General features: G+C 47.8%; 23 protein-coding genes, 1 tRNA gene and 5 pseudogenes. 8 read left to right on the top strand and 21 right to left on the bottom strand.

Features of this window, described 5'->3' with window-relative positions:
- Nucleotides 1–4: 4 nt before the first annotated feature.
- Complete coding sequence (locus tag ACFSB2_RS06085) at nucleotides 5–472, top strand: MarR family transcriptional regulator (RefSeq protein WP_377942143.1); 468 nt, start codon at nucleotides 5–7, stop codon at nucleotides 470–472.
- 154 nt (nucleotides 473–626) lie between these two features.
- A complete protein-coding gene (locus tag ACFSB2_RS06080) occupies nucleotides 627–2036 on the top strand; it encodes an MDR family MFS transporter (protein ID WP_377942142.1) in 1410 nt (469 codons plus the stop codon).
- A gap of 163 nt (nucleotides 2037–2199) precedes the next feature.
- On the opposite strand, the pseudogene ACFSB2_RS06075 reads toward ACFSB2_RS06080, so the two are convergent.
- The 9 genes and pseudogenes from ACFSB2_RS06075 to ACFSB2_RS06035 form a co-directional block, all read right to left on the bottom strand.
- Nucleotides 2200–2868, bottom strand: a pseudogene (locus tag ACFSB2_RS06075) (ABC transporter permease).
- A 14-nt stretch (nucleotides 2869–2882) separates the two neighbouring features.
- Nucleotides 2883–3040, bottom strand: a pseudogene (locus tag ACFSB2_RS06070) (ATP-binding cassette domain-containing protein); the annotation flags it as partial.
- Nucleotides 3024–3398, bottom strand: a complete 375-nt coding sequence (locus tag ACFSB2_RS06065; protein ID WP_377942141.1) for a DUF1048 domain-containing protein — start codon at nucleotides 3396–3398, stop codon at nucleotides 3024–3026. The pseudogene ACFSB2_RS06070 and the gene ACFSB2_RS06065, both read right to left, overlap by 17 nt.
- Before the next feature lie 11 nt (nucleotides 3399–3409).
- Nucleotides 3410–3757 carry a DUF1048 domain-containing protein gene (locus ACFSB2_RS06060; protein WP_377942140.1) on the bottom strand — a complete coding sequence of 116 codons (348 nt, stop codon included), beginning with the start codon at nucleotides 3755–3757 and terminating at the stop codon, nucleotides 3410–3412.
- Complete coding sequence (locus ACFSB2_RS06055) at nucleotides 3757–4062, bottom strand: PadR family transcriptional regulator (RefSeq protein WP_377942189.1); 306 nt, start codon at nucleotides 4060–4062, stop codon at nucleotides 3757–3759. Before ACFSB2_RS06055 ends, ACFSB2_RS06060 begins: the two co-directional genes overlap by 1 nt.
- 259 nt (nucleotides 4063–4321) lie before the next feature.
- Complete coding sequence (locus tag ACFSB2_RS06050) at nucleotides 4322–4831, bottom strand: AAA family ATPase (protein WP_377942139.1); 510 nt, start codon at nucleotides 4829–4831, stop codon at nucleotides 4322–4324.
- A gap of 643 nt (nucleotides 4832–5474) precedes the next feature.
- Nucleotides 5475–5711 (bottom strand): annotated as a pseudogene (locus ACFSB2_RS06045) (GNAT family N-acetyltransferase); the annotation flags it as partial.
- Between the two features lie 435 nt (nucleotides 5712–6146).
- Nucleotides 6147–6578 (bottom strand): HIT family protein, encoded by a 432-nt coding sequence (locus tag ACFSB2_RS06040; protein WP_377942188.1) that lies wholly within the window; start codon nucleotides 6576–6578, stop codon nucleotides 6147–6149.
- A gap of 37 nt (nucleotides 6579–6615) precedes the next feature.
- Nucleotides 6616–7155, bottom strand: a pseudogene (locus ACFSB2_RS06035) (GNAT family N-acetyltransferase).
- 255 nt (nucleotides 7156–7410) lie between these two features.
- Between ACFSB2_RS06035 and ACFSB2_RS06030 the strand changes: the two are divergent.
- Together ACFSB2_RS06030 and ACFSB2_RS06025 are read left to right on the top strand one after the other, a co-directional pair.
- A pseudogene (locus tag ACFSB2_RS06030) lies at nucleotides 7411–7482 on the top strand (helix-turn-helix domain-containing protein); the annotation flags it as partial.
- A gap of 42 nt (nucleotides 7483–7524) precedes the next feature.
- Nucleotides 7525–8481, top strand: coding sequence for a glycoside hydrolase family 130 protein (locus tag ACFSB2_RS06025; RefSeq protein WP_377942138.1), 957 nt, complete (start codon nucleotides 7525–7527; stop codon nucleotides 8479–8481).
- Nucleotides 8482–8748: 267 nt separating this feature from the next.
- Here ACFSB2_RS06025 and ACFSB2_RS06020 read toward each other — a convergent pair whose 3' ends face one another.
- From ACFSB2_RS06020 to ACFSB2_RS06005, 4 genes are all read right to left on the bottom strand, one after another.
- Nucleotides 8749–8949, bottom strand: a complete 201-nt coding sequence (locus ACFSB2_RS06020; protein ID WP_377942137.1) for a PEP-utilizing enzyme — start codon at nucleotides 8947–8949, stop codon at nucleotides 8749–8751.
- Nucleotides 8873–11161 (bottom strand): PEP/pyruvate-binding domain-containing protein, encoded by a 2289-nt coding sequence (locus tag ACFSB2_RS06015; RefSeq protein WP_377942136.1) that lies wholly within the window; start codon nucleotides 11159–11161, stop codon nucleotides 8873–8875. Before ACFSB2_RS06015 ends, ACFSB2_RS06020 begins: the two co-directional genes overlap by 77 nt.
- Nucleotides 11162–11174: 13 nt before the next feature.
- Complete coding sequence (locus ACFSB2_RS06010; protein ID WP_377942135.1) at nucleotides 11175–11801, bottom strand: TetR/AcrR family transcriptional regulator; 627 nt, start codon at nucleotides 11799–11801, stop codon at nucleotides 11175–11177.
- Between the two features lie 171 nt (nucleotides 11802–11972).
- Entirely contained in the window at nucleotides 11973–12884 is a 912-nt protein-coding gene (locus tag ACFSB2_RS06005) for a hypothetical protein (RefSeq protein WP_377942134.1), read from the bottom strand.
- Between the two features lie 373 nt (nucleotides 12885–13257).
- Between ACFSB2_RS06005 and ACFSB2_RS06000 the strand changes: the two genes are divergently transcribed.
- Together ACFSB2_RS06000 and ACFSB2_RS05995 are read left to right on the top strand one after the other, a co-directional pair.
- Nucleotides 13258–13440 (top strand): Uma2 family endonuclease, encoded by a 183-nt coding sequence (locus ACFSB2_RS06000; protein WP_377942133.1) that lies wholly within the window; start codon nucleotides 13258–13260, stop codon nucleotides 13438–13440.
- A gap of 274 nt (nucleotides 13441–13714) precedes the next feature.
- On the top strand, nucleotides 13715–14176 hold the full coding sequence (locus ACFSB2_RS05995; RefSeq protein WP_377942132.1) for an anthrone oxygenase family protein: 462 nt from the start codon (nucleotides 13715–13717) through the stop codon (nucleotides 14174–14176).
- 319 nt (nucleotides 14177–14495) lie between these two features.
- Here ACFSB2_RS05995 and ACFSB2_RS05990 read toward each other — a convergent pair.
- Nucleotides 14496–14571, bottom strand: a tRNA-Ala gene (locus ACFSB2_RS05990).
- A gap of 231 nt (nucleotides 14572–14802) precedes the next feature.
- Between ACFSB2_RS05990 and ACFSB2_RS05985 the strand changes: the two genes are divergently transcribed.
- Complete coding sequence (locus ACFSB2_RS05985) at nucleotides 14803–15315, top strand: PepSY domain-containing protein (protein WP_377942131.1); 513 nt, start codon at nucleotides 14803–14805, stop codon at nucleotides 15313–15315.
- Between the two features lie 73 nt (nucleotides 15316–15388).
- Here ACFSB2_RS05985 and speD read toward each other — a convergent pair whose 3' ends face one another.
- The 3 genes from speD to ACFSB2_RS05970 form a co-directional block, all read right to left on the bottom strand.
- Nucleotides 15389–15772 (bottom strand): adenosylmethionine decarboxylase, encoded by a 384-nt coding sequence (gene speD, locus ACFSB2_RS05980; protein WP_377942130.1) that lies wholly within the window; start codon nucleotides 15770–15772, stop codon nucleotides 15389–15391.
- A 208-nt stretch (nucleotides 15773–15980) separates the two neighbouring features.
- Complete coding sequence (locus ACFSB2_RS05975) at nucleotides 15981–16664, bottom strand: rhomboid family intramembrane serine protease (protein ID WP_377942129.1); 684 nt, start codon at nucleotides 16662–16664, stop codon at nucleotides 15981–15983.
- 62 nt (nucleotides 16665–16726) lie between these two features.
- Nucleotides 16727–17848, bottom strand: a complete 1122-nt coding sequence (locus ACFSB2_RS05970) for a glycosyltransferase family 4 protein (protein ID WP_377942128.1) — start codon at nucleotides 17846–17848, stop codon at nucleotides 16727–16729.
- Between the two features lie 326 nt (nucleotides 17849–18174).
- Here ACFSB2_RS05970 and htpX point away from each other — a divergent pair, with 326 nt between their 5' ends.
- Nucleotides 18175–19026 carry a zinc metalloprotease HtpX gene (gene htpX, locus ACFSB2_RS05965; RefSeq protein ID WP_377942127.1) on the top strand — a complete coding sequence of 284 codons (852 nt, stop codon included), beginning with the start codon at nucleotides 18175–18177 and terminating at the stop codon, nucleotides 19024–19026.
- A gap of 18 nt (nucleotides 19027–19044) precedes the next feature.
- On the opposite strand, the gene ACFSB2_RS05960 is transcribed toward htpX, so the two are convergent.
- The 4 genes from ACFSB2_RS05960 to ACFSB2_RS05945 form a co-directional block, all read right to left on the bottom strand.
- A complete protein-coding gene (locus tag ACFSB2_RS05960; protein WP_377942126.1) occupies nucleotides 19045–20253 on the bottom strand; it encodes an ABC transporter permease in 1209 nt (402 codons plus the stop codon).
- Nucleotides 20250–20927 (bottom strand): ABC transporter ATP-binding protein, encoded by a 678-nt coding sequence (locus ACFSB2_RS05955; RefSeq protein ID WP_377942125.1) that lies wholly within the window; start codon nucleotides 20925–20927, stop codon nucleotides 20250–20252. Before ACFSB2_RS05955 ends, ACFSB2_RS05960 begins: the two co-directional genes overlap by 4 nt.
- On the bottom strand, nucleotides 20924–21994 hold the full coding sequence (locus ACFSB2_RS05950) for an efflux RND transporter periplasmic adaptor subunit (protein ID WP_377942124.1): 1071 nt from the start codon (nucleotides 21992–21994) through the stop codon (nucleotides 20924–20926). The genes ACFSB2_RS05955 and ACFSB2_RS05950 overlap by 4 nt, the downstream gene beginning before the upstream one ends.
- Before the next feature lie 69 nt (nucleotides 21995–22063).
- Nucleotides 22064–22291, bottom strand: coding sequence for a hypothetical protein (locus ACFSB2_RS05945; protein WP_377942123.1), 228 nt, complete (start codon nucleotides 22289–22291; stop codon nucleotides 22064–22066).
- Nucleotides 22292–22377: the final 86 nt, after the last annotated feature.

Here is a 22377-nt window from a genome sequence, read left to right as displayed (position 1 = left end):
GGCCATGAACAAAAAAGAGCAGCTTATCATCAATTTCAGGGACGTATTTAACAAGATGGTTTGGCTTAATAAGTTTAAGATGGAAGAAAGTCTGAAGGGTTATAAGGCTTCTGAAGTACATTGTATCGAATCCATTGGAAAAAATAGAGATGCCAACGTGACAAAACTTGCGGAGTCCCTTTATATGACTAGAGGTGCCATCAGTAAATTAACTAAGAAGCTTATAAAAAAAGACCTTATCGCAAGCTACCAGAAACCGGATAACAAGAAAGAGATCTATTTTAGGCTCACTGAGCAAGGGAAATTAATTTATAAAATCCATGAGGAACTGCACAAAGAGTTTCAAGAACGGGACAAAGTTGTATTTGAACAAGTAACAGAAGAACAATTTGACAGCATGCTTAACTTTGTAGAAAAGTATAGCAGGCATTTGGATGCCGAAATCAAGAAACAAGGTCTAACTATTAATTAAATTGAAATAAATTTGAATAATAAACCACGAGCAGCCCAACTCTATTGAGAACGGACTGCTTTTTTATCGCCTCTATTTTGTTGACAAGGAAATAATATTATGCTAGATTTTTGTTGACAAGGAAACAAACATCAACTTATGTGAGGGAAATCATATGTCAATAGATAAAGTAAAGAAGTCGGGATTGCCAAAAGGAATTCTCACGGCTGCCTGGGCTATTGCACTTGGAGCAATCGCTCCAATGCTTGACTCAACTATGGTGAACATCGCCATTGACAAACTAACTAAGTACTTCAACACGACATTGGATACCATTCAATGGTCCATTACAGGTTATGTTTTAGCTCTTGCGATTGCAGTTCCAGTATCCGGATGGCTCATGAACAAATTCAACGGAAAGAAAGTCTTCATCGGATCAGTCATCGCCTTTGGTGTCATTTCTATTTTTGTTGGAATTAGTTGGGGCGTTTCCAGCTTCATCTTCTTCCGTTTACTTCAAGGATTTAGCGCTGGGATTATTACCCCGCTTATGTCAACACTCTTGGTTAAAACAGCAGGTCCAGAAAATATAGGGAAAGTGATGGCTATCGTCAGCACACCTATGATCTTCGGCCCAATCTTAGGACCTGTAGTCGGGGGCTTCATCGTTCAAGGTGCATCATGGCATTGGATTTTCTTCATCAACGTGTTCATCGTTTTGATTGCTGCACCATTGATGATGAAAACCATTCCAGACTTTGAACCATTCAACAAAGATAGTAAACTCGATGTCTTTGGGATTATCGATTTGTCCTTAATGAGTGCGGCATTGATTTTTGGGATTACGAAAGCAGCTGACCATGCATCGTTTGACAATAGCGAAACAATTTTATGGGTAGGCATTGGGCTTGTTTTAGCAGTAATTTACCTCATATATAATCGAATCAGAAAAAATCAAACCGTGCTTCCAATGAATTTGTTTGCACACAAGAGCTTCTTAACATCAAACATCGGTTTGTTCTTAGCGAATATTGCCATCATGGGACCCATGCTAATACTTCCATTGTTTTTTCAAAACTTCCGCCAATTCACGGCAATCGAAGCAGCACTTGCGTTAATCCCTCAAGGAGTTGGCATGCTCGTTACTCGACCGATTATTGGAAAAATGATTGATAAGATCGGTGCAAAATACGTCGTTATGGTCAGTCTTGTTCTTTCGCTTATCGGATCCATTCCGCTTATCTTTATCACAGATAAAACAAGTATGATTTGGATTTCCATCATATTGTTCATCCGTGGTACCAGTTTTGGAGGTATTATTCTTCCGTTGACGAGTGACGCTTATACCGGGCTTGACAGCAAACAACTTCCAGAAGCAGGTGTTGGTATTAATATTATTGAAAACCTTGGTTCAAGCTTCGGTTCAGCTGTTATCGCAACCGTTGTAGCAACTGTCATACAAGGACTTCAACCAAATATCGTAAATCATTTAAAAGGTTACCATGCTGGATTCTTAGTGTCCGTCATTGTCCTTGCGCTAATCTTCATCCCAAGTCTATTCCTCACACATAAAAAGAATGCATAGAGTTTCAGAACTTCAGTACAAGTTCTGAAACTTTCACAAAAAAATTATCAGTAAAAGTGATAGAGTGACTACTGTTTAGTTCTGCCCAAAACGGGTAAACAAGGCGATGACGTTGATGTTTGAAATTAGACGCCACCGCAGTCGAATTCGCATAACGACAACATTATGAAATTCCCCGTTTGTAAACCCACATTGCGAATATATACGCAACAATAAGAATGCCTAAACACCATGCGAGCGCAATCAAAATGTCATTACCGACAGGCCTCCCAGCTAGCAAGGAGCGAATTGCATCAACAATTGAGTTGAATGGTTGGTTGTTGGCAAAAACGCGAACGACTAGAGGCATATTCTTAGTGGGTACGAACGCCGAGTTGATAAACGGCAGGAAGAGAAATGGATAGGAAAATGCCCTCACGCCGTCCGCTGACTTTGCAGACATGCCAGCAATCACTGCGATCCAAGTTAAGGCCAACGTAAACAGCGCAAGTATACCAACTACAGCAAACCATGACAGCCCCCCTGCTGACGAGCGAAATCCCATAATCAACGCGACGAGAATGATGACGACAACCGAAATCGCGTTGGATACCAGCGAGGTCAGAACGTGCCCCACAGAATAGTCGATCACGCTATCGGCATGGAGTGGAACCGCTCGAATATGGCCGCTGCAGGTCGACAAACAGGCGGTAAGCTGTATAGGATATCCCACTTGCAATAGCCATCAGCAGTATCCCGGGTAGCAAGTAATTCACATAGTTATCCGTACCGAATTTTATTTGATGATGGTGTCCATGCTGCGGGATATGTGACGCATGGAACGCCCAAACATAACGCCTATGTCGCTAAAGTGGTGAGAATGTTGACAATCGTTGTTTTTCCCGCCCCATTGGAACCGGGCGGGCGAAAATACTGCCCTGTTTCGCCTCGAAATCTACACCCTTTAGGACTTCTGTGTCCTTGAAAGACTTTCGCAGATCTTTCGCTTCAATTGCTGTTTCCATCTCGAGATCCCCTACTTTTATCCATAACCTTTTTCATGGCCTTATTAACTCCTTGGTCAACAGATTCTTGATAGATGTCAGCGTGAGTTTTCGAACCTTTGATTAGATCGTCGCAGAAAGCCGCTACGTCACTACCCGTCACTTCGAGTACGCCTTTCCCCAAGGCTGCGCCCTCTTCAAAAAGGTCGATGATCCCCGAGAGCAAACTCGTTCCGTCGGTTAGCTCAACAGCGGCGACCTTAAAGAGATATTTTTGAATCTCTTTATAGACAATCTGATAATCTTGCGGGAGCGCTTTGATTCGTGCCACGTGCGCTCGCCACTTTTTTTTGCCTTCGATGATATCTTGTATTCTCATTTTTATCCCCCCTATTTACCTAACTTTTTGGCGATATTATTGTTGAGTTGATCGCGCCACTTTTCGCGAAAAGACTTTGCCCCTTCTTCGCCGACCAACGCTGAACAGAAGCCTTTGATATCGTCACCAAAAACCTCTTGGACACTCTGACCGTCCGCCGCCGTTTCTTCGAGTAGACTAAGCACACCGTCAAGAATTGGCATGAGATTGCGGCCAGTGAAATCCGAATAAATCCAAATAGTTGAATTGACTTTTTTCCATGCCATTTGATAATCAGTCGGAAGCTTTTCGACTCTCGACTCAAAAGCTTTAAATTCTTTAGTCATATCGCTCCCTGTGACTCTGTCCCAAAAATTCATCACTTTTCATCCTTTAACCCGTTAATTTTTGATGATACGAACTCCCATTTTTCCCAGAACTTCCGCAGTTCCTCGCGCCCCGCGTCGTTGAGCACAAAAAACTTTCGCGGTGGCCCCATGTCGGAGGGTTTTTTGGTGACTTCCACCAGCTTGCTTCTTTCAAGCCGGATCAAAATGGTGTACACAGTTCCATCCACAACATCTGTGAAGCCAAGGGCATTCAGCCGTCGCGTGATTTCGTAGCCGTAGGTTTCTTTGCGGCTTATCATTTCAAGAACACAACCCTCAAGCACACCTTTGAGCATTTCCGTTAGGTTTTCCAAATTTCTCTCCTCATTCGTGTTCAGTACTTTGTGTCACATGTATTTTGTGTTACTGATAATGAGTATTACTTACTACCGGTACACAGTAATACAAAATAGCGTTACGTGTCAAGAAAAAGCTTTTCGTCAAATTTTCGAAGGGATTTGTGGAGTTTAGTCAAGGATGAAACTGATTAAGAATAAGTCAAAGCCAAACGCAGTTGAGGCGTGGTGAGGCAGTTCACTACGCTAATGGCAGGGGTTACTGTCGTTGACGTTTATTTGCTTCGCTTTGACGGACGATCTCGTCAACGACGTGCGTGATCGGTGCGGTGGCGTCGATTATAATTCCGTTTTTCGGAATGTCTTCTTTCGTTTGGTGCAATCGCGCAATGAGTTCCCGTTCCGGTTTCTTTCCGCCCCACTCATTTTCCGGTCGCTCGTCAAGCCGCCGGTTCAATGTGTCAAGGTCGACCTCGAGGACAAACACGCCATCAAATAGATCTATGAATTTCGGAAAGTTCCTAGAACCACCGCAAAAAAATGTTACCGCCTCATCCTGGTTGGCGACCAAAGCTTTTACTTTATCTACATGCCAAATGTGATGCTCATGCGTGACACCATCCGTTCGTGTACCAGTTTCCGGCTCACCTTGATAAGCCAATTCGCGGTCACCATGAATGGCATGGTAGCCGCGCCGCTGCAATTCTTTGCAGACCGAAGTTTTGCCAGAGCCGGAAACGCCTTCAATCAGATAATTCCTAATGCCCATGGCAGACCATCCATTTAACTGTATAAGCACCATGTATTGGATGTCTATCTGTCGCTAAAAAGCCTGAGAATAGCATAACGGCAAGCCGCGAGCACTGTATTTTCATACAAATGGTCAACAACGTGCTTCTTCCATCCAAGCAGCCCGTTGTTCAATATTCGCAGGTACTTGAATGGAAACCCTATTCCCTGGAAACCCACACTTCCCGTCTCACACAATCGTGATCGATACATACGCCATTGATAGTTAATTGTCCAGCTTTCTGGTCTAATCCGATGTAAATGTCACAACGATTACCTATAAATCGTAACTTTTCAGGTGATCCAATAAACTTGAAACCAAGCAAAATCGGTTCCTCCCCCTCCGATGATTCATTTTGGATGTTGCTTTCTGCATGAATCACCCACGGTCCGGCCTCGTAGCTCTTGTACACTCGCTCTTCCACCACTGTCATTCACCGTCCCTGAAGAAATAAAATTTGCTTGATACCCAGCACTTCTCTATTGATGTCTTAAATACCACACCGCTCCTGAACAATCCTGCTCCCAGTGTTCAATAAGATCAAGACCTTCAAACTGAATATTTATGTAATTGTTGCTGAACGTATTCCTTCAGTTCTCCCCCCAAATAGCGACACAAGTTGTCAGAGATCCATTGCAAGACGAACCATATCCCTACAGTGAATTCCATTCTCATAAAATGGCTCGGGATAGTGTCGTGTAAAGAAGTCCAAATCAACGCCTACGATACGAAATCCACACTTCTGATACAGTGCCAATTGCCCGCTCCCAGCATTCCCTGTTCCAAGTTCAATTGTTTTGTATGCCATAGAACGTGCGGTTTCGATTGCATGACGAACCAGTTGTTTGCCAATGCCCTTACGCAGTTCATCCCGTGCTCTAAAGCCACTTGCCTAAGCAAGATACATGCTTTTCCAGCAAAATGGTGGCCTCTGGAGTCCTCAAATACCGTATATCCAATATGCCCACCATAGTAAAGGCTCTCTTGGTACCCAATGCGAATATCAATCTTTCCCACGACCGTGTTTGTGTTGTGGAGGACAATCTTGTACTTGTACGCAGGCACGAACTCTTTGTCTTTGTTCTCTGGAGTTTTTTCGGAAATTAACAAATCAACTTCCGTGCCATTTAATCTGTCAAAATCCAAAAATTGAAACGTCATGACATATCCCCTATCCTAATGGTGATAACTGCCAAGGTGTACAAACAGCCCATATCAGTCAAGACGGAAATTTGGGCAACCTTTAATGGATTTGTCATTGTGCAATTCTTCTGTTAATATCAGATAAAAAATTCTAACGCAATTTGATTAACAATTCATCGAATTTAGCTCGCCATTCGGGATGGGATAGCCATTTTGTGTCTTGGTTATCGCCATATTTTCTCGGAACCACATGGAAATGAATATGAAACACATCTTGTTGCGCCTCTACTCCAGAACTGTTTCTGATTTGGACGTTTCTGATACCCAATTTCGTCTCATACAGCGTCGCAACTTTCTTCACCGTTGACATTATTTTAAATAATACTTCCTCTGGTGTATCAAAAATGTTCTCATAATGCGCCTTCGGGATAATCAATGTATGATACTCAGTCGCAGGGTTAATGTCAAAGAAGGCATAAGTATTTTCATCTTCGTAAACCTTCCATGATTTTACTTCCCCTCTGGCTACTTTACAAAAAATACAGTCATCCATAGACCGTACCCCTTCCTCGTTACTGGAGATACAAGGGTCGTCGCAGCTTCAACGGAACAATCTATTATCAACCTGATATTCGATAAAACTCACTACGGAGAATTGAATAGATAACCGAGCTTTGCCATTTTCCCTTCCAAAACATATGCTCCCGCAACATGCCTTCTTTAGTCATTCCTATTTTCTTCATAACACTCGACGAGGCAGGATTCTCTGGTCTACACGTTGCGAAAATCCGATGGAGTTTGAGTTTCGAAAAGCCAAATTCGCACAATGCATGTGCAACTTCAGTGGCAAAGCCGTGCCCCTAGAATTGCCGATTCAGGCAATATCCAAGTGACGCCTGAAGGTGCTCCTCGACATGTAGTCCACCCCCGCCAATTATGGAATCGCTCTCCTTGAGTACAATCACGAATTCGTACGTCTCTCGCGGGCTTTGTTTCTGAGACATGATCATGCTGTTTATATATTCTTTTGTCGCATCCTTGGAATTAGGGCCCCATTCCATGAACTGTACAAGATCGGTATCTGAAGCATAAACATGTACTTGCGCCCAATCGTCCACAGTGAATTCCCGTAAAATCAGTCGTTCTGTCTCAATGATCATAGTAAACGCCTTTCCTGTTATTATGTCTTCAACTCGTAAGTAAACCAAATGATTCAGCAATGTGAAGGATATGCATCATACACGCGTCATCTCGAATCAATTTAACAATGCCTTGTTCTTGCAATTGTAACCGTACCTCCTTCCTCATTGTTAATCTTTACTCGACACAACGTAGAGAATGCGTGACCCATTGTAACAAAAACGGACGATTTAGTTATTGAATTGGAGTACGTCGAGTTTGTACGATAGTCTCATGCTGAGAAGGTTGGCATTTCGAGGATGAGCTTATATCGTAAACTAAAGACCTGGAACGAGACGGATCATTGATCGATAAATTAATCCAAATTAATTCTTAAAGGAGAATTGGTTATGAACTTATCGACAACTCAGTGGACATTTCCGCTAGGACCATTCGAAAAGTATCAATATAATCCGATTCTTGGGCCTCAAGGTGACACCTGGGAATCAAAAGACTTATTCAACCCAACTGCCGTTGAAAAAGACGGGAAAATCTTTCTGTTGTATCGTGCCGAAGATCATACAGGTGCTGGAGCATGGAATGGGACTTCTCGAATTGGACTCGCCATCAGTGAGGATGGCATTCACTTCGAACGCCATCCAGAACCGGTTTTGGTCCCGACAGAACCATACGAACACCCAGGTGGCTGTGAAGATCCTCGTGTGACACGGATCGGTGATACGTACTATCTTACTTATTCCGCTTTCGACGGTCGCAGTGCTCGACTATGCCTCGCGACTTCTAAAGATCTGTATACATGGGAAAAGAAAGGTATTTTGTTCCCAGAATGGATGGAGGGATCAGACAAGGTATGGTCGAAGTCGGGTGCCATCCTACCCGAACCTATACACGGCAGATATATCATGTACTTTGGTGACACGAGTATCTGGATTGCCTACTCAGAAGATTTAATCCACTGGACACCCATTAAAGAGCCTGTGTTTGCTCCATCTGTTGATCCAAAGGCATTTGACAGTGCGTTGATTGAACCGGGTCCGCAGCCTTTGTTGACGGAGAAAGGCATTTTACTCATCTATAATGCTGCTCGGAAAATCGCTGAATCTGAAGATCCGTCTTTCGGAAAGCTGCGCTATTCAGCTGGACAAGTGCTGCTTTCCAAGGAAGATCCTTCGAAAGTACTAAAACGCACAAAAACCCCATTTTTTGTTCCGGGAACACATGACGAAATTTTGGGGCAAGTGGATAATGTCGTGTTTGTTGAAGGGTTAGCTACGTACAAAGGGGTTTACTATTTGTACTACGGAATGGCTGATTCTAAAATTGGTGTTGCCATCTACCGTCCATAGCTGTTCTAGTGCCCCTCCAGAAATTCAAGTGGTATACGCTCGATTCCCAATAATCATCGGATCTAAGACAGCAAAAGAGCCTTCAAGCACCCCCCTGGTGCCCAAAGGCTCTTTATGATGGTGGAAAGAATATAGGACTTGAACCAGTAGCGCATCAGATGTATTAAACTGAAGTTTAAAAAAGCAAAGTTGCGAACGCTAACCATTATGACGCGGCAACATCCTTGCAGCATTTTTTCGCTGAGACACCATTGCCATGTAACATTTTCAATATGCTTGTTCCGCACGCGCCAGCTCGACTAGACCTCGGTCTCCATTTACCGTAACAACCTGCCCATCCGTCAACAGCGATGTCGCGTTGCCCGTTGCCACCACGGCCGGAATTCGGTATTCACGTGCGATAATCGCGGAGTGCGAGAGAATGCCTCCCGAATCCGTCACCAATGCCCCAATGTTGGGAAAAACCATCGACCACACGGGAGAAGTGATGGGACAAACCAATACATCGCCTGGCTGAATTTTCGAGAACTCCGATTCTTCTCGAATGACTCGTACCTTGCCCGTGTATTCCCCAGTAGATGCCGATATCCCTTCGATGCGAGACGCGTCGCGTTGCACTCTGCCACTCTGCTCTGTCGCGAAAATCTGCTCCAGTGCCCAAGTGACACCTTCCGCCAAGAAACTCAAACACATCGTCGATACAATCCAAATGTCCTCGCGCCACAAACCGCTTGCCAGCTTCCAAGAAACCGTATCTCAACAAACCGACAGGTACATCGCGATCGTAAAATCCATGCTCTTCACGCAGCGGATACGCTCGTTTTGCGTTGTCAAGCAGGAGGCTGAACCGCGCGCGCTCCACTTCTGTCCGCCCCAGCAATCGTTGCTCCGTCTCGGCCAATCGACGCTGGCGCTGCTGCGCCAGTATGGATGCATGTTCCGCTACCTGCCCTGTATTTCCACTCAATTGGTCTTTCAATAGCTGCAAGAGAATGTGCGAAGACTCCCCAACTGTCGGATAATTCAATTCCGCGCGCAAAGCGCGCAGACCAAACTCGCGAACGTACGCAGCGACCTTTTCTGCGAATTTCGGATGCGAAGCTTCTAAATCCCTGAGGGAACACCCCTCTTGTAGGTCGTGCAACAACGCGGGATGGCTTTGAACGAAATTCGCCATCGCCTCTATAGCGCGTCCAGGAGCGCTGGAGATTTCCGATAACCCACCAAAGGCCTGCATCGACTGCGCCTCGTCCCAATCCAAAAGCGCCCGACACTCGAACACAAATCTTGCAATCATGTATTCGATCGCGCCATTGAGCAACATGTGCTGATCCAGACAGTATTTCAGAAACTCAAATGACTCTGAAAGATACGCTGCCAATTGGTCATCGGAGAAGTCATCTAGTTGAACCAAAGCCAAGTTGGAGGCTTTGCGCGTCAACTCCGGTTTCAACCGCACTTCCCAATCGCGCAGCAATTTCCCGGCTCTATCTTCCCTAACCCATGCGACCGCGCCTGCAAGCCGCGACTTGATCTGCGGCACCAAGCGGATGAGGATAGGCATCAGCCAGGCGGGCGGCGCCTTTCTCTCTTTGCCTCCAAGCGGCACCACGCGTTGATACAGCCAGCCGCCGATCTCCTTCTGTTCGAGTGTTTCAATCATCAACGACATCTCCGTGCACAGGTTGCGCATGGCGTGGTTCATCGCGACAATAAAGGTCGATCTCGTTGCTGGCGCCAACACATCGGGATAATGCGACACTTCCCGTTCCCAAAATCCTTCAGGCACTTCGACGGGAAGCGGAATCTGGCGCTTTGCACCTGCGTTGTCACGCGGTAATGTCGTGATGGGCCGCGCCTGCAGCAGATACAATTCACCTCGGGAAATCGCCCATTCGATGTCCTGGGGCTGACCAAAGTGGAGCGCAGCTTTTCTGGCGAGATGAGCCACACGCAAAATGTCGTCCGCCTCCATCGCCCGTTCCGGCAACTGTATCGGTACCGCCTGTTGACCACGCACCGTCCATTCGTCGGGCGTCGCCTGCCCAGACACCAGACGTTCGCCAAGTCCCTTGACAGCGCTGACCAGCACCTCTTTCCGATCACCGGTGACTGGATTGGCCGTGAAAGCCACACCTGCCGCGTCCGCCTCGATGATTGGCTGAATCAGTACAGCCATCCGCCCCGCCATTGCCTGCTTGACTGTCCGGTACTGCAGGATATGGCGGCTGAACGCGGAAGCAAAGCAGGTTCGCACCGCAGACTCGACGGCGTCGAAGCCATGGACGCCAAGCAACGTGTCATATTGACCAGCGAAAGAAGCGTCGGCGAGATCTTCCGCGACGCCCGATGAACGAACGGCGAAAGGCACATCGCCGAACGGCGTGATCGCCTCGCGCAGTTCCTGCTGCAAACGCTCATCAAGCGGCCTCTCCATGATTGCCCCACGGATCACCGCACTGTCTCCGGCCGGAATATCCAACATATATTCCGCAAAAGCTGTCGTTGTCACCACAGCCCCATCGGGCACTGGGAACCCGGCGCGCCTCAACTTTGCCAGGTTGACCGCCTTTCCGCCAGCTTCGTCGATGACGAGACACTGTTCGTCCTGCAACCGACAAATTTTCTTTTTCTCAGCATAATGGTGACTGTCACTGTGAATATTTTTCTTTTGTATCATCTCCATCTCCCCTTTAATGTGACTGCGCCTCCCGTTCGGTCGCCTTCAAAAAAGCGATTTGAGCCGAAATCCCCGCGTTTACCGCAGCAATCAACCCATGTTCATCAAGCCCGTACCGTCCGTGCAACTCTATCCATGTCGACATGCTCACCAGTAGACGGATCACCGAATAGGAAGCTAGTTGAGCGTCATTGGGCAGATTCGGCGCTGTTTTTTGCACCAGACGCAAAATCCACTCGTCTCTTTCGCGGGTACGTATATGTTTTTGAGGATTGGGAAGCGCGTATAAGATAGCAAACAGCGCTTTGCTGTAGGGAAGTGTGTCATAGATCTGCGGAATCATCCGCTCGACCCAACCCGGCAGTTCTTCCAACGTATCCACATAAGTCGGGACGTGCTGATGATAATCCTGCTCCAAACACCACCCTCTAAACGCTTCCAGAATGGCTTCTCGCGAAGCGTAATGTCGATACACGGATCCATGCGACACACCCGCCCGATCCGCCACTTCCTGAATGGTGAAATTGTGCATGCGGCCTTCCAGAATGAGATCTCTCAAAGCGACCATAATCGCCGTACTCGTCATCTCCTGCTGTTGAAGTCGCAGTGAATTGTCATACCTCCGTTTGTTCTTTGCCATATATATCCACACCATTCGTATTCAATGAATAAGCTTTATATCTAATATAGAGATTTTTCAAGAGGATGCAATTGTGCAAACGAGATATATTGATGAAAAGGAGGGCTGACGCCCCCCTTGTTTTCCTTACTGATTGTCTACCCCATGCGAAAACGGACATTTAAAAGCGGATTACTCATCCAAAACTGGTACAGGGTTCTCACCCATATATGACACAGTGTAATGTGGAGCTGGCGCTCCGGGCACATTCTTAGGAATTGTCAGCGTGATCGTTTCTCCGTCTGAACTCAGCTGGATGTTTGAGACAGATACTGGGGACGCAGTAGCCCACAGGGTAGAACCCGTTGTCCCCTTGACAAGAAGCTCAGATGTCCCAGGAGTCACGACAAACGGATTGTCGAATGTCAAAATGATGCTGCCATTGGTCGCGATGGCCGAGGTGATAAAATTAGGCGTATTGATATCTAATTGTTGAGCATTTCCGTCCCATACCCCTGCACCTAATTCTTCAAAAGCGGCCTGAATAAAATCTAGCGGTGCATAGGCCGTTTCTGTCCCTGTATTCGGCGCAACCTCGTCAACAGTATCGATTTTCGCGAGGAGATTGCCGTTGACTGTGACACTCGTGTTCCCAGTTCCAACGCTTCCGCCCGGCGTCTGTGCCAATGCCTCAAGCACAGTACTGGAAGCTTGCAGATTCCATGTATCTGTTTCACCATTCCATGCGACTTGATCGCCGATTTTCTGCAGTGCTGCGTCTATATCAAATATCGGCAAAAAAGTTTCACCATCTTCATGGAAGGCCTGGGGGGAACTCAACACTTGTCCACCTACAGAAATTTCCACCTGAGACCAAGTCGGTGTAGTCTCTGTCCCTGCCTTCATAACTGGTTGCCCCTTGAATCCTGACAATGACGTTGCGCCCATAGGTCTAAATGCAATTGCTTTCACAATCGGCAACTTCTTGTGCGCTGACTGTGTCGCTGGCTTGGTAAAAGTGGTCGTTGAATTTGCCATCGCAACTGGCAGCGCGGCGCCAATGACAATCGATGCAGCTGCAATTCCCGTCAATACTTGTTTCACTCGAATATTCCCCTCTCAAATTCCTCAGCAACAAAATGATTTTTCTTCTAAATTCCCATTTGTCGTTTCATAAAACGCACAACGAACATGCAGAACGCTCAATGAAAGGCCGAAGCCAGTTTGTTCTCACCCCCTGTCGTGTGCATACAGAATCGCAAGTCATACGATTTGTCTCTTCACCAGCATATACACGAATGAATTTTATATTAAATGAACGATTTATATATTCAATATAAAATTAATTAGGGTATGTTTGTCAATAGGGATCGAAGAATTCAGTTGAGTATTTTATATTTCAAGAGGTGATGTTCATACAGAACAGTGCTTTTCTGCACCGTTTGATGTATACCTCATAGAAGGTAAGGATGAGTGGGTGATTCTCGATTTGTCCATCATTTGCGATTCGTCCAAGTTGCACGATATGGGTTGTGTCTGCGCACCTGATCTAGTGGTGGAAATTCTGTCGAAGGGAACTGCTGCAAAGGATAGAACGGTGAAGCTCCAACGCTATTGGGCGACCGAAGTCAAAGAAACTGGATTGTCGATCCGAATTTAGAAACGGTTGAAATGTACAAGTTTGGGGATCATGTGTTTTCTGCCTTTGCACTGCCAGTGCAACGCTCTGCCACCGTGGTCAGTTTCACTACCCAATTGATCATTCCTATGGATTTTTCTCTCCTCAGTTCCGTCATGTCACAGATTAGCTTGAGTCAATCACCCTGGGAACGTCCCTCGTATCATGATCAATCTGTTCATATTCAGTTCACAAACATCAATTATGCTTTGGCTACAGTATCTCATTCTGGATTCCGAACGAAATAGGAGGACTTATGTTTCAGTTCATTTTGGCATTTATCAATCTATTCTTTGTAGGCTTGTTGGCTGGTGAAGAGTTCGTTATCCGATTAGGTGTGCGAGATACTCTGCTTGTGTTAGATGACCCTTCACATATTAAGCTCCGACAGGCTTTAATTCGAACGCTTCGTGTCCTAGTACCAGTGATTATGCTCCCAGCCATTATATCGGGAGTTACGTTAGCCATTGTAGATGCCACGAGTAGAGGATGTGTATTCAGTTGGGCGGGTGCTGTAGCTTTGCTTGTGTTCCTCGCCGTGACGATGTTTGGAACCGTACCCATTAACGCCGGGGCACTCGAATGGAATCCGAATGTTCCACCACAAAATTGGAAATCGTTAATCAACCGTTGGGAAAGTCTAAATAACGTCCGCTGCCTTCTTGCTGTCGTGTCATTTGTTCTCTTTCTCGTATCGGCCGCATTACACTTCTCATAGTCGAGACTATCTAGAATTTCTGCTTCAATTAGTACTTTTCCCTGCGCCGTTTGGCCCAGAAAAAACTATCATGATGGGCAATCGACTATCAGACAAGTGGATTTTCCTTCTCTCGATCTCTGCCTGTGTACTCCACAACTTGCGTGCGTCTTCCATCAGGGTATTCATTCACCTCTATATGCACTATACCGTACCGATGGTGCGAAGTGCACTGACTGTCTCTTCCGGTAAAACACTGTTGCGAACGCTCTACAAATCCATCGCAAACTAAAAAGAGAACCCTCAGACACCCCTCCGTGTCCAAAGGCCCTCATTAATTTGGTGGAGAATATGGGACTCGAACCCACGACCTTTGCACTGCCAGTGCAACGCTCTCCCAGCTGAGCTAATTCCCCTCATCTATCAAGCTTAAAATTCTCTTTTCCAAGGCAACACATTCAGTCAACGTACTCTCTACTTGAGCTACGGTCACAAGAACGTATTTTATTCTACAGGAATCAACGCCATATCGCAAGATGATGTTTGCAATTTAAAACACAAGCAAAAAAGATTTTTGCAAACACAAAATACATAATTATGGAATGTATGGAGAAGTTATAGATAACGGCGCATTGAGGAGGATATCAATGAAAAAATGGCTGGTTAGTCTTTCGCTATTCAGCAGTCTAGCATGTACAACAGGGACGGTATTTGCCAATGATGGACTTCAACGTCCACAAACCTCAGCCACGCACGCAAACCTGCACCCCGTCACAGCAAATGTCCAAAATACAGACAGCGAAGGCACAGAGCAATGGGATGTGCGCTCCAGCGTCCAAGTTACGCGCGACACGTTGCGCGAGGCATACAACGCGAGCCATGCAGCGTACACTGAAAAACTTCAGAAGTACGCAAAGTGTTCCGAAAAGGATGCAAAAAAAGCGATCCTCGCCGAACACCCTGGCATGACCGTCGAAGAATTGCAACTGCGCAACATTCGGACAAGCCTGGTCTACATGTCCATCGTCCGCGATGACGAAGATAAATATTTAGTCATCGTCGATGCTGGCAATGGACGTATCCTCTTGGACAAGCGTGTCCCAACACATCATGAGCGCGTTTTTGCAAATCAAAACCCTGCGGGAAACGACGCAGAGTAACGAATCAGAAAATACAAAACAGCAGCAACCCATTGGTTGCTGCTGTTTTGTGGTATCCCACGCAGTGTTGACCTCAGAATGCTCGCACTTTGACATCTTGAACTTGAATGGGACCGACACCGCGTGGCACTTCTATCGATTCAAGACGCTGTGCGCCCAATTGTTTCGTAATATAATCGCATGCCACATTCGGATCAATTCGCTCCCCACACGTGTATACGTCGATGCTGGCGTAACCGTGTTCTGGGAAACTGTGAATGGTTAGATGTGATTCGGAAATGATAACCACACCGCTCACACCTTGTGGTGCAAACTTGTGGAAAGCGACTTCCCGCACCTCCGCACCAGCTTCCAATGCTGCATTGACCATCGTACGTTCAATACCTTGTACATCATTTAACTTCTCTGCGCTACAACCCCAAAGCTCTGCAATCACATGACGACCCATCGTATCCATAAGAAAATCCCCCTTTGAGCCAATTCGGCCATGCCGTTTACCCGGCATGTGGAACCGCCCCTACACCACGGGGGAAAGTTAGTCCGTAGAGGTCCTAACCCTTTAAGTGTAAGGCCGTATCCCGTGATTTCCAACCCTTCAAGCAAACATTACGAACAGTAGTATAAGACGTGAGACGACAATTTGCAACATATAAATCATAACGCTTCTAAATGCCAGGAATCGGCATAAACAATGTGAATAACAGACAAACTGCAGTCAAGGTACACAAAACAAAAGCAGACGCGCGCCACAACAAAGGTTTACGTAACGCCTTGACATAACCTATTGTAAGCAAGATACCCGTGAGCATTCCCCCAAGATGTGCTAACCAGTCAATGTCATGATTGGATACATCAAGCACCACATTGACGGCTAAAATAAGCAGCAACTGGTTGCGAACCACCCCCGGCAAAATACGAAGTAACGCCAAGGCCAGCATCGCGCCAAATAGGCCGAAAATGGCGCCAGAGGCGCCGGCACTCGCGTCGTTGCCTGGAAGCAACAAATAGCTGAACAGGTTGCCAACGATGCCGCTGAGCAAGTAGAGAACAAGCCAAACTGCACTGCCCAGCAATTTTTCAACAATCATCAAGGACCAAAGCGAGAACATATTGACCAGCAAATGAAGTGTCGTCACATGGACAAATAGTGCGGAGCACAATCTGTACCACTCGCCTTGGTTTACCAACTCGCCGACCAAAGCGCCAGATTTGACCATCCCGACAATCCCATGTCCAAAATAAGTTTGGACAATCAGGTACCAGGCGATCGTAAATATAATAAAAAACCAAGTGGCAGACCAGCGATTCCGTATTTGCCCGTCATTTATCGCGAAATTCCAGCGTCTCAAGCTCTTCGCCCCTCACGATTCAAACCATACCTGCCCCCTCGTGATCGCCATACATGGAGACGTCAGTAACGTCCACTGCGAAGAATATCCTCTTCGAGCACTGTATAGCCTCGTTCATACGCCTCCAACATCTTTTCGGGTGCAAAATGAGGCAATACTTGCGTGTGGAAATTTTGCACATATCGCTGACGCAATGTCTCGTTCTGTGATAATTCATCCAAGCGCTGTGCGAGCGATTCCACATCCCCGACGGGCACCACCGGACCCGCCTCACCGTCACGAAGCAATTCACGTAGACTTGGGATGTCCGATCCGACGTTGACAACGCCATAGTGACCCGCTTCAAGCATACTGAAAGGGGTACCCTCACTTTTCGATGGGAGCACGTGAACGTCCAAAGCAGCGTAAAATGCGGGCATGTCCGTAAGGAAGCCAAGAAAATGAACCCGATCCTGCAAGCCCAACTGCGAAACAAGCGCTTCGAGCGTCTGGCGCTCCGGGCCATCTCCAGCCAAAAGCAGATGCGTGTCGTCAGATGTCAACTTGGCGATGGCCCGAATGAGCACATCGATGTTTTTTACGGGATCAAATCGCGCCGCCATGCCGATAAACCGAGTGGACAAAGGCAGTTGCAAACGTTCTTTCAACTGCGTGGCATACGCCTCTCGCGGCTCCTGTAAAGCAGGTAGGTCGATGGCGTTTGGCACATCTAAAACCGTTTTGACCGGCAATGCGTCAGCAAGCGCGCTCTGCACAACGAACAAGCCTATCGCTTTCTGCAGGCTCCAAATGTTCAAACGAGGATAAATACGGGACTTCAAACGACTTCCCATAAAATCAAAATAAGGATGACTGTGAATGGTCGATGTCCAAGGGACATTCACCTGTTTCGCAGCCAATGCTGCAAGGATATTCAACCGTGGTCCATGTGCATGCAACAATGGATTGTGAATGGTGCGCAGATACTGCTTAAGCTGCCGCATCCCGCCGACAGCGCCTGCTGCAATGACCACAGACTTCACACTCGTTGAAACGACGGATGCCGTCAATGGGCCATCACCTAAACTGACAAAATGATAGTGATGGCGCTTTTCAGAACGAGCGACTGTACGAGCATGGGTTGTAATGTGCGCTGCTGCACCCCCTCGTTCGTTTCCCGCAAAGAAGACAATCACCGTGCGCATGCTTTCCCCCCGAATCAGGCTTACGAAGGACGACATCCTTGCTGTGTGCGTCTCAAGATAAGCTTTCCTGTCATTATGAATGAAATCGTATTTATATCGCAGTTCAATGCAAACTGATGCAAACTCAATGTACGATCACGCCAGTAGTTCAAGTATAACGAAACCATTTTAGGCGCACAAACTACCCAGAATGGCTTAAGATTCACTTTATCGTTTATCCAGATATCTTTTCCGCATGGCGCACCAGGTCTGCTTACCATAATATATAGGTAGGGCAAGCGCTCATGTACCTTATGACGTCAAACACACAGAAAGGAAAGATGTGCTTGAACGCAGCGAAAACATGGACCTTGATGGCAGCATTAACCGTGATCCTCGTACTGATCGGACACTTCATTGGCGGATCGAGGGGCATGCTGATATTTTTGCTCATCTCCATCGCCATGAACGCCTTCGCCTATTGGACAAGCGGAACCATGGCCATCCGTCTCACCCAGTCGTATCCCGTCACCGAGGCGGAAGCGCCAGAATTATACCAAATCATCCGCCGCTTGGCGCGGCGTGCCAACTTGCCGATGCCGGAGATTTATGTAACACCGTCAGAACAGCCGAACGCCTTCGCAACCGGACGCAATCCGCAGAACGCAAAAGTTGCCGTGACGGAAGGGATTCTTCGTTTGATGCCTTCAGATGAACTGGAGGGAGTTCTTGCGCATGAAATGGCGCACGTAAAAAACCGAGATATCCTCATCAGCAGCATGGCCGCGGTCATGGCAGGCGCCATCACCAGCATTGCGAACATTTTGCAGTGGACGATGATTTTTGGGGGTGAAGAGCGGGACAGAGAAGGTGGCAATGTCGCGGCGGAGATCGCCATGATGATTCTTGCGCCCCTGGCGGCGACCGTCATTCAATTGGCCATCTCACGCGCTCGCGAGTACCGTGCAGACGCCACTGGCGCTCGTCTGATGGGAGATCCGCGGCCGTTGGCCAATGCGCTCGAACGGCTTGAGCAATATCACGGACGACCGATGTATCAAGCGAGACCAGCCACAGCGCACATGTTCATCATGAATCCGCTGCACGGCCAGTCATTACTCAATTTGTTCAGCACGCACCCGCCAATGGAAGAGCGCGTCCGCCGCCTGCGCAACATGAACATTCACCGCATGAACTGAGGGCACAAACGACTTTTGTCACTCATAACGCAGCGCGTCAATCGGATTGAGACGCGCTGCTTTGTTTGCAGGATACAGCCCACATAAGACGCCAATCAGCGCAGAGAACAAAAAGCTGCCTACGACGATGGGCCACGATACAAACGTCGGCAACTGCGTCGCCATGCTGACGGCAACGCTCACGCCAACACCCAATAGGATCCCCAGAACGCCACCAATCAGCGTGATCATCATCGATTCAATGAGAAACTGCAGCAAAATGGCGCCACGGGTTGCGCCCAAGGACATACGGATGCCGATTTCCTGTGTGCGCTCTGTGACGGAAACCAGCATGATGTTCATTACGCCAACACCGCCGACCAAAAGGGCAATGCCGGCAATTGAACCAATCACCAACGTGAGAATTGACGTCACTTTGCCGATAATTTGCTCAATGCCCGCCAAAAATCCCGACGAGTCCTCGAACGCATCCGCATTATGCGCATTCACATTCAATGCAGTGACCAACCGCTTGCTCAGCGCCGCCTTGTCTGTGCCTGGCGCAACTTCCACATCCATCTCACTGATGCTCCAGTACGGATAGAGATCACGGCACGTCGTGGCAGGCATATACACATACTCAGTGCCAAGAAACAGAGAAAATAGACTGGCTTCCTGGGAGACCGTGACACCCAAGACCTGAAACGGCTCACCGCCGATTTGCACCACCTGGCCAACAGCGCTCCCCCGCGGAAACAACTGTTCGGCAAGCGGCTGGCTCAGCAAAACAACGTGCCGATGGGCAATGACGTCCGCTTGATTGAACATATGCCCCGTCACAACTTGAAAACGCGCGATGTCATTGAGATAACTCGGCCCCGCCTCGATTGAAGCGTTCAGCGTCTGTGTCGATGCTGTGACATTTGCCTGGCCGGAAAGGGTATAATCCACATTTTCAACACCGGAAAACTGCTCAGCAATATTAAAATCTTCCTGGGATATCGACAATACTTGTCCCGGCTGCGGCAGACCCGGCTGAACCAGTTCTTTCGGCAGAATTTCAATGGTTTGCTGTAGACGACTGCTCGAAATGGCGTTGACAATGGCGCGTTCCCCACCGTTGCCGACTGCAACGATGGAAATAATGGAGCCAACACCTATCAGAATGCCGAGCATGGTCAGAAACGCACGCAGCTTATTGGCCAATAGCGAAGAGAGCGCGGCAAGAAACATTTCGAGAATGTTCATTCGCCCCCCTCCTCTCCCTGAATCACACCATCGACTAACCGAATGATCCGCCCGGCTTGCTTGGCTACGTCCGGATCGTGCGTGATGACGACAATGGTCATGCCAGCTTGATGCAGCGACTCAAACAAAGCCATGATTTCCAAGCCAGTGGTTTGATCCAAGGCGCCAGTCGGCTCGTCGGCCAATAACAAGCGCGGCTGGTTCGCCAACGCGCGCGCAATCGCCACGCGCTGCTTCTGACCGCCTGACAACTCGTTCGGCAGGTGTTTTATGCGATCCGCCAACCCCACTTGCTCCAGCAATGCCCGTGCGCGCGCACGCCGCTCGGCCTTGCGCACACCCGCGTAAACCATCGGCAATTCCACATTCCGCACCGCAGACATCCTCGGAAGCAGATGAAAATTTTGAAACACAAAGCCAATCGAGGTATTGCGCACCTCTGCCAAATCACGCCGTGAGCGCTTAGCGACATCTTCCTCATCCAATATGTACGATCCGCTCGTAGGCAAGTCCAGGCAGCCCAGAATGTGCATCAAAGTCGATTTTCCACTGCCGGACGGCCCCATGACAGACACAAATTCCCCGTCGGCAATCCGCAGTGTGATATTTTTCAATACGGTCAATGTCTCGCCGGCAACCTCATAAGATTTGGACAAATTCTCCAAAAGGATCACTTGGTGTTCACCACACGATTGTTTTGCAGATTTTCAGGTGGGTTATTGATGATTTTCTGCCCAACAGAAACGCCTTTGACCACTTCGACCGAGGTATTGTTGGTGATCCCCAATTGTACAGTCACTTTCTTGACCCGGTTTCCCTCAAGGACATACACCGCATAGTTCGTTCCCTCTTGTACCAATGCCGTATAGGGAATGGTCGGCACTTTGCTGTGCGTCGCACTGGCAATTGTACAGTCCACATCATAGCCATATGGCAGTTGAAAAGTACCTTTAGGCGTGACATCGACTTCAACTTGGCCTGTCCCAGAATCTGTTGTCTGCGCATAAGGCGCGACTTGTGACACGACACCCTTGAACGTCTGATTCGGATACGCGTCACTGGTCATGCTCACGCGCATCCCCTTTTGCGCATGTGTGGCGTCAACCTCTGAAAGTTCGATGACAATTTGCTTCGCCGCTCCCGCCAACTCAATCACCGGGCTCTCTTGCCCACTCGCGTCCACGCCTTCCATGTTGGCAATCAGGACGATTCCCGTGAAATTCGCCGTAACCTTGGTTGCCGCCAATTGCGCCTGAGCTGTATCCAACTGATCCTGAGCTTGATCCACCGCGCTTTGCGCCGCGTCCACCTGCGGCAGCCAGACCTGCTTCAATAACGAAGGCGCACTGTTGTAGCCAGCAAGCGCGCGCTGATATGCCGCATTGGCCTGTGCCAAGGTCGATTCCGCCGAAGCGATGGCTGCTTGTTGTGACGTATTATCCAGCTCCAAAAGCGGCTGACCTTGTTTGACATGCTCACCCACATGGACATCCAGTTTTTTGACTGGCACAGACAGCGTACTCGCATAGATAATTTGCCGATCAACCGGTTTCACCTGACCGGCGGCAAAAATGGTTCGCTTCATGGTCTGCGCCCGAACGGTCAACACCTGTACAGTGGCTGGCTGATGGCGACGATGCCAAAGTATGTAACCGACTACACAGAACAGAATCAACAAAAATCCAACGATGACAATGACAATCCAAGATTTCGATCTCGCTTTGGTACGCTCATGTTGCACAAATATTTCCCCCTGCACGTCACACTGCTGTTCTTACCAACATACCACATGAGAGAGGGACTGCCATCATCAATTGCCGCGATGTTCACTTCGTGCGTACTCTGCATACTCAGACTGGCGCGGGACCGTATCTTCCAGCGCGGATACCAGTCGTTGGCGGGGCGAATTCAAATGTGCGTAGCGACCGCCGTAGGAATCGGTTGGTTGGAGTCGTTCTAATGTTTGTTGCATATCTTCTAAGACCAGTTGAAGTTGCTGAACTTGGTGTGCAAGCTTCTCGATTTCACTCTTTGACATTTAACTTCCCCCTGCCGAAATGATGCGTCTATTGTTTAAGGCTGCAAAACCTTTACGTTCGCTTGCAGTATTGCCCGCTTTGTGCG

Source organism: Alicyclobacillus fodiniaquatilis, assembly GCF_042678105.1.
Classification (GTDB): Bacteria; Bacillota; Bacilli; order Alicyclobacillales; family Alicyclobacillaceae; genus Alicyclobacillus; species Alicyclobacillus fodiniaquatilis.
Note: the sequence above shows the minus strand (reverse complement) of the source record. Positions and strands in the feature narration are given on the sequence as shown.

Coding starts and splice junctions, on each gene's coding strand:
- ACFSB2_RS06065 (WP_377942141.1), bottom strand. CDS start 3,398: ATGAGAATACAAGATATCATCGAAGGCAAAAAAAAGTGGCGAGCGCAC.
- ACFSB2_RS06025 (WP_377942138.1), top strand. CDS start 7,525: ATGAACTTATCGACAACTCAGTGGACATTTCCGCTAGGACCATTCGAA.
- ACFSB2_RS06085 (WP_377942143.1), top strand. CDS start 5: ATGAACAAAAAAGAGCAGCTTATCATCAATTTCAGGGACGTATTTAAC.
- ACFSB2_RS05970 (WP_377942128.1), bottom strand. CDS start 17,848: ATGCGCACGGTGATTGTCTTCTTTGCGGGAAACGAACGAGGGGGTGCA.
- ACFSB2_RS06010 (WP_377942135.1), bottom strand. CDS start 11,801: ATGGCAAAGAACAAACGGAGGTATGACAATTCACTGCGACTTCAACAG.
- ACFSB2_RS05985 (WP_377942131.1), top strand. CDS start 14,803: ATGAAAAAATGGCTGGTTAGTCTTTCGCTATTCAGCAGTCTAGCATGT.
- ACFSB2_RS06080 (WP_377942142.1), top strand. CDS start 627: ATGTCAATAGATAAAGTAAAGAAGTCGGGATTGCCAAAAGGAATTCTC.
- ACFSB2_RS06060 (WP_377942140.1), bottom strand. CDS start 3,757: ATGAATTTTTGGGACAGAGTCACAGGGAGCGATATGACTAAAGAATTT.
- ACFSB2_RS06055 (WP_377942189.1), bottom strand. CDS start 4,062: ATGCTCAAAGGTGTGCTTGAGGGTTGTGTTCTTGAAATGATAAGCCGC.
- ACFSB2_RS06015 (WP_377942136.1), bottom strand. CDS start 11,161: ATGATACAAAAGAAAAATATTCACAGTGACAGTCACCATTATGCTGAG.
- ACFSB2_RS06050 (WP_377942139.1), bottom strand. CDS start 4,831: ATGGGCATTAGGAATTATCTGATTGAAGGCGTTTCCGGCTCTGGCAAA.
- speD (WP_377942130.1), bottom strand. CDS start 15,772: ATGGATACGATGGGTCGTCATGTGATTGCAGAGCTTTGGGGTTGTAGC.
- ACFSB2_RS05945 (WP_377942123.1), bottom strand. CDS start 22,291: ATGTCAAAGAGTGAAATCGAGAAGCTTGCACACCAAGTTCAGCAACTT.
- ACFSB2_RS05995 (WP_377942132.1), top strand. CDS start 13,715: ATGTTTCAGTTCATTTTGGCATTTATCAATCTATTCTTTGTAGGCTTG.
- ACFSB2_RS05960 (WP_377942126.1), bottom strand. CDS start 20,253: ATGAACATTCTCGAAATGTTTCTTGCCGCGCTCTCTTCGCTATTGGCC.
- ACFSB2_RS06020 (WP_377942137.1), bottom strand. CDS start 8,949: ATGGTTTTTCCCAACATTGGGGCATTGGTGACGGATTCGGGAGGCATT.